Origin of the sequence: Neolewinella lacunae, assembly GCF_014349155.1 — a bacterium.
In the GTDB taxonomy this organism is placed as follows: Bacteria; Bacteroidota; Bacteroidia; order Chitinophagales; family Saprospiraceae; genus Neolewinella; species Neolewinella lacunae.
This window is the reverse complement of the sequence record NZ_JACSIT010000057.1, coordinates 21,282-27,364: the sequence shown is the minus strand read 5'-3', so window position 1 is coordinate 27,364 and position 6,083 is coordinate 21,282. Positions and strand designations below refer to the sequence as shown.

Annotated in this window: 5 protein-coding genes; all 5 read right to left on the bottom strand. The window is 55.7% G+C overall.

Features of this window, described 5'->3' with window-relative positions:
• Nucleotides 1-171 precede the first annotated feature (171 nt).
• The 5 genes from H9S92_RS03440 to atpF all read right to left on the bottom strand — a co-directional run bounded on the left by H9S92_RS03440 (nucleotide 172) and on the right by atpF (nucleotide 6,022).
• Complete coding sequence (locus H9S92_RS03440) at nucleotides 172-1,812, bottom strand: IS1182 family transposase (protein WP_187464761.1); 1,641 nt, start codon at nucleotides 1,810-1,812, stop codon at nucleotides 172-174.
• A 481-nt stretch (nucleotides 1,813-2,293) separates the two neighbouring features.
• Nucleotides 2,294-3,187, bottom strand: coding sequence for an ATP synthase F1 subunit gamma (atpG, locus tag H9S92_RS03435; RefSeq protein WP_187465319.1), 894 nt, complete (start codon nucleotides 3,185-3,187; stop codon nucleotides 2,294-2,296).
• Between the two features lie 96 nt (nucleotides 3,188-3,283).
• Entirely contained in the window at nucleotides 3,284-4,867 is a 1,584-nt protein-coding gene (gene atpA / locus H9S92_RS03430; RefSeq protein ID WP_187465318.1) for a F0F1 ATP synthase subunit alpha, read from the bottom strand.
• 96 nt (nucleotides 4,868-4,963) lie between these two features.
• Nucleotides 4,964-5,503, bottom strand: coding sequence for an ATP synthase F1 subunit delta (atpH, locus tag H9S92_RS03425; RefSeq protein WP_187465317.1), 540 nt, complete (start codon nucleotides 5,501-5,503; stop codon nucleotides 4,964-4,966).
• A gap of 6 nt (nucleotides 5,504-5,509) precedes the next feature.
• Nucleotides 5,510-6,022 carry a F0F1 ATP synthase subunit B gene (atpF, locus tag H9S92_RS03420; protein ID WP_222935957.1) on the bottom strand — a complete coding sequence of 171 codons (513 nt, stop codon included), beginning with the start codon at nucleotides 6,020-6,022 and terminating at the stop codon, nucleotides 5,510-5,512.
• Between the last annotated feature and the right edge of the window lie 61 nt (nucleotides 6,023-6,083).

The following is a 6,083-nucleotide window of genomic DNA, read 5'->3' as shown; positions in this document are numbered from 1 at the left end:
GGGGCCGTCTAAAAAGTCAGCCCCAAAGCTGTGGGGTGCGCCACGGTGGCTGTGCTGGTTGCGTTCTGACACATTTAAGAAAAAATATGTGTTCCTTTTTTGGGCCTCCCCACATGCTGGGTGGGCCTTCAGGGAGTTAAAAATGCCGTCTAGACGGATTTTTGGGCCGTTTTAGGTCATTTGGGCCCTTTGTACGACCGGAGTAAGCAGACTACGCCCTTGCTCAATCGATAATTTATGTAATCGACGAAGATTTGTGGCTATCGAAAGGAGGCCCATCTCAATGTTAACCCCCGTAAGTCCCTTTAGTGTAAACCGACGTCTTCCCAGATTGGCCTTCAAGTTGCCAAAGAAGCCCTCGACTTCTGCGTTACGGCGCAGGCACTTTGCTCTACCCTCTTTCGTGCTCAGACGAGCTCGGGCTTGCTGGCGATAGCTTTGACCTTTGTGGCTAATGGTTACCACTCGGTTGCCGTCTTGTTTATGACACATCCCGCGCAAGGGGCAGCCTATGCAATTGACGGCTTTGTACTTACTTGTTTCACGGATATACCCACTTGCTGTTTTCTCCTCTCCCTCTCCACAATACGTCATATGCTGACCCATGGGGCATATCAGCACATTTTGCTCTTCGTTATAGTATAACTGGCTTGGCGCAAATGGCGCTTTAAGTACTCCTTGCTCTTCCTTGTAATAGCCCGGGTATTTGAGGTAGGCTTCTATCTCCTTGCCCTCACAATAGCGATAGGCCTCTTCGTTGCCATACCCCGCATCGGCTGTAATGGCCTTGGGCAAGTTCAATCCGATTTGGCTTAAGATCGATTCGGTGTCTTCAAGATGAGGAATGAGGCAGGCCGCATCAGAAGGCGTCTGGTGCATTGTCCAGTTTACAACAAAGTGGTTTTCCGTTCCCACTTGAGCATTGTAGCCGGGTTTTAGCTCCCCGTTGCCCAAGTGGTCGTCTTTGGGCCTCATGAACGTAGCACCATGATCCGTTTTAGAGTAAGACGACCGATCTCCCAGTAATTCTTGCTGGCGCTCATATTCCTGGAGTTTGGGCAAGGACTTGCTCTCCAGGTTTTTCAGTTTTGTCTTTGCCTTTTTGACCTCTTTGGCTTCCTCCTTGGTGCTGGGGGACTGACTTTCTAAGGCTTTGTTGAGTCGATCAATCGTTTCTTGGACTGCTGCACTGTCGCTGAGTTTGTCCCCTTGATCATCCCCATCGGCAGCTTGCTCATCCTCTTTATCCGCTTTTTCACATAAAGCGTCAATCTGAGAAACGATCATCCCTATCTGGTCTAGCACCGACTTCTTGTAACGCTCAACGTTTGACTTCCAAACGAAGGTGTACCGGCCAGCTACTGACTCCAGTATAGTGCCATCTAAAAAGTAATCATCCAGCTTGACATAGCCTTGTTCATGTAAAGTCAACAAAACGTGGGCAAACACTTCCTTTACCCGGCCACCCATGCGGTGCTTGCGAAAGTTATTGATCGTATTGTGATCGGGAGTGGACATCCCACTTAGCCACATGTAGCACACGTTCTCATAGCAAGCCTTCTCAATCGAACGAGATGAGTACACCCGATCAGAATAGGCATAAACCAACACCTTAAGCAGCATCCGAGGAGAGTACGCGCTACTGCCACCTCCTAAATAGGTGCTTAGGATCGAATCAATGTTCATCCCATCTATAATCTGGCTGATCAGCCGCGCCTTATGATGAGGCGGTACCATGTCGGCAAGATGTGGAGGGAATAGCAAGCCTTGGTTCTGGAGGTCAGGCTTGAAAACTGCTCTTTTTGTGCTCATCGGCTACGGGGATGGGAACAGCCTCAAAATACTACTTTTTCGTATTTTGTACCAGAATGCCCCCCTAGTAGACTTTTTAGACGGCCCCAGTCAGGACGGAGGAGCGGGGGAAGGCTAAACAGGCATTGGGCATGGGCTCAATCCCAGATCAACCGATGGTGGCTCGAGCGTTTACCAGGTCGAACCCCTCTGGGTCGCAGGAGAATACGCTATTGTCCATAGCTGGATCGACCCAGAGGGTCTCAACCTAGGCGATCCAGGCCCCAAAGCGCGTAGGGGTTAAAACCATTACATAAGACAGCCTACCCTAAAGTGGCTATTTTTACCCAGTTCGTCAGGTTCTCCCCCCAGCGGTCGGAGCCTTTCATTGCTCCCCCACCCTTCCATGCACCTGCGGCCGCGCCCTTTAAAAGATTCGCCCTACGCAAAAGGCCCGCCCCCACAATGGAGACGGGCCTTTCGACAATACTTGCAACTGTTTCTAACCAGCCTCCAGCGCCGCCGCACCCGAAACGATCTCGAGGATCTCGGTGGTGATGGCTTCCTGCCGGGCCTTGTTGTAGCTGATCTTGAGTTCTTTGAGCAGTTCGGAGGCGTTCTCCGTGGCCTTGTCCATGGCCGTCATGCGCGCACCGTGCTCGGAAGCGTTGGTGTCGAGCAGGTACGACTGGAAGGTGGTCTTGAGGATGGTCGGGACGAGCTCCTTGAGCAACACCTCTTTGCTGGGCTCGAAGATGTAGTCGGCCTTGGTTTTCTTCTTTTCCTTGTCGGCCTGCTTGTCTTCCACAGGCAGGAACTGCTCGGCGCGGGCAAACTGCACGGCAGCGTTCTTGAACAGGGAGTAGGCCACGTACACGCGGTCGTACACACCAGCGGCGAAGCGGTTCATGATCAGTTCCGGAACCTGCTTGGTATTGTCGAAGGAGAGGTCCTGGAAAAGTTCCTGGTACTCTACGTTGATCGTCACGCCGGGGCGTTTGCCGTAGTTGCGGCGGAAGTACTCCGCGCCTTTCTTGCCGATGCAGATGATGTCGAGGGAAGCAGCGCCTTTGAGGTCTTCTTCGATGGCCTGTACGGCCGCCTTGATGACGTTGGTGTTGAAGGCACCGGCCAGGCCGCGGCTGGAGGTTACCACCACCATACAGGCTTTGCCGACGGGCCGCACCTGGTTGAAGCTCGTGGATGCATCGCCCTCCAGGTTGGAGAGGATGTTGGTGAGCATCTCGTTGAGCTTGAGGGCGTAGGGCCGCATCTCGGTGATGCGCTGGGCGGCACGGGACATTTTGGCAGCCGATACCATCTTCATCGCTGAAGTGATCTGCCGGGTATTTTGTACCGATCCGATCCGTTCCCGTACTTCCTTAAGATTAGCCATGCTACTGGAAATGTAATGTTGTAAAAAGGGGCATCCGTGGGGAGGCGGGCGGCGCGGGCCTCAATGGAGTACCCACGCCGCCCGGCCCGCGGGATATTATTTGAACTGGGGAGTCAGCTCGGCGGCCAGGCGGTCGAGCTTGGCCAGGTCCTCGCCTTCGAACTTCTTGGCGCGGAAGTTCTCCAGTACTTCGGGCAACTGCCGCTCCACTTCGCTGAGGAAGAGGGCTTCGAATTCCTTGATGCGGCTGACGGGTACTTCCTGCATCCGGTTGTTGGTACCGAGGTGGATGATGGCCACCTGCTTTTCTACCGGTACGGGAGAGTACTGTGGCTGCTTGAGCATCTCCACGTTGCGCTTACCTTTTTCCAGGATGTTCTGCGTAGCGGCGTCGAGGTCAGAACCGAACTTGGCGAAGGCTTCGAGTTCGCGGTAAGAAGCCTGGTCGAGCTTCAGCGTACCGGAAACCTTTTTCATCGGCTTGGTCTGGGCCGAACCGCCTACGCGGGATACCGAAATACCTACGTCGATGGCCGGGCGGATGCCGTTGTTGAAGAGCTTGGAGGTGAGGAAGATCTGCCCGTCGGTAATGGAGATTACGTTGGTGGGGATGTAGGCAGAAACGTCACCGGCCTGGGTTTCGATGATGGGCAGGGCCGTCAGGGAGCCACCACCTTTGACGATGCCAGCCTTTTTGAGGCTCTCGGGCAGGTCGTTCATCGACTGGGCAATCTTGTCGTCGTTGATCACCTTGGCGGCGCGCTCGAGCAAGCGGCTGTGGAGGTAGAAAACGTCACCGGGGTAAGCTTCGCGTCCTGGAGGACGGCGGAGCAGCAGCGATACTTCGCGGTAGGCTACGGCCTGCTTGGAAAGGTCATCGTAAATAATGAGGGCGGGGCGGCCCGTATCGCGGAAGAATTCGCCGATGGCGGCGCCGGCGAAGGGAGCGTAGAACTGGAGTGGCGCGGGCTCGGCGGCACCGGCGGCGACGATGACGGAGTAGGCCATGGCACCGTTGTCTTCCAAAATCTTGGCAATCTGCGCCACCGTAGAAGCCTTCTGGCCACAGGCTACGTAGATGCAGTACACGGGCTCGCCGCGGTCGTAAAATTCCTTTTGGTTGAGGATGGTATCGATGGCGATGGCCGACTTACCCGTCTGGCGGTCACCAATGATGAGCTCGCGCTGGCCGCGGCCGATGGGGATCATGGCGTCGATGGCCTTGATGCCCGTCTGGAGGGGCTCAGTAACGGGCTGGCGGAAAATAACACCGGGGGCCTTGCGCTCCAGAGGCATCTCGTACGTGGTGCCGGAGATGGGGCCTTTACCGTCGATTGGCTGGCCGAGGGCGTTGACTACGCGGCCAACGACGCCTTCACCCACCTGGATGCTGGCGATCCGGCCCGTGCGGGAAACGCGGCTGCCTTCCTGAATGCCTTTGGAAGTACCCATGAGTACTACCCCCACGTTGTCTTCTTCCAGGTTCAGTACGATGGCTTCCGTGCCGTTTTCGAAGTTGACCAGTTCGCCGGCCTGGGCGTTTTCGAGGCCGAAAACGCGGGCAATACCGTCACCAACTTGCAGTACCGTACCGTATTCTTCCAGTTCGGTAGCGTTGGTGAGGCCGCTGAGCTGCGACTTGATGATTCCGCTGATTTCGTCGGGCTTAATTCCAGCCATGATTGCTATACTTTATTAAGTTGCTTGCGAGAATGAATGATAAGGGGCCAGGGGAAACGGCACGCAAGCGTTTGCCCCCGGAGCCGCGGGAGAAGGCTAGGCGAGCTCCTTCCGGTATTTGTTGAGCTGGTGTACCACGCTGGCGTCGTACACTTTACCGTCAAATTCCAGGATGAATCCCCCCAGGATGCTGGGGTCGATCGCCGTCTTCAGGTCGATGCTGGCCTCCGTCTTGCCAGCCGCAATGAGTTGCTGCTTGATGGATGCGAGCGCGTCCTGGCCCAAAGCCACGGCGCTGGTGACCTTCACCGTGGTGATCTTTTTCAGGTGCTTGTACTGGTCGTTGAAGCCCCCGAGGATGCCTACCAGGTCGCCTTCGCGGCCTTTGGTGATGAGCACTTTTACGAAAGACTTCGTCAGGTCGTTGGCACCGGCTTTGGTAAGGATTTCTTCCATGATGGCCCGCTTCCTGGTGGCGTTCACTACGGGGCTATCCAGCAGGAGACGCAGTTCGCGGCTGCCCGACATTTCCAGCAGGGCATCGACGTCGGCTTTTACAACGTCGAGTTGCTTTTGTTCTACGGCCAAATCCAGCAAGGATTTTGCGTAGCGTTGGGCTACACTGTGGTTGGTCATGGTGGCTTAGTTGAGGTTGTTCACCAGTTCTTTGACCAGCGCGGTCTGGCTGGCGTCGCTCTTGAGCTCTTTGCGGACGACCTTCTCGGCGATATCCAGGGCCATTGCACCGACTTCTTTTTTCAGGTCGGCCATGGCGGAGTCGCGCAGGTTGGCGATGTCCCGCTGGGCATCGGCCGATACTTTGCGGGCGGCTTCTTTGGCTTCTTCGACGGCTTCTTCGCGGCGCTTTTTGGCGTAGGCTTCGGCTTCGGCGATGATGCGGGTGCTTTGCTCGCGGGCTTCGGCCAGCAGGCGGGCGTTGTCGTCCTTCATCTGGGCCATCTGGGCCTGGACGCGCTTGGCCTCATCAATGGATTCCTGGATTTCGGTGTCGCGCTTCTTCAATGCCTTCTGGATGGGCTTGAAGGCCGCACGGCCCACGAAGAAATAAACGAAGGCAAAAACCACCAGCGTCCAGAACAGCAGTCCGGGATCGGGCTTAAGCACATTGAAATCAGCGAGGAGGATAGAGTACATGGATCTTGAATTTCTGTCGCTAAAAGCCCGGGCAGGAAAACGGATTACCCCCGGCCAGGCC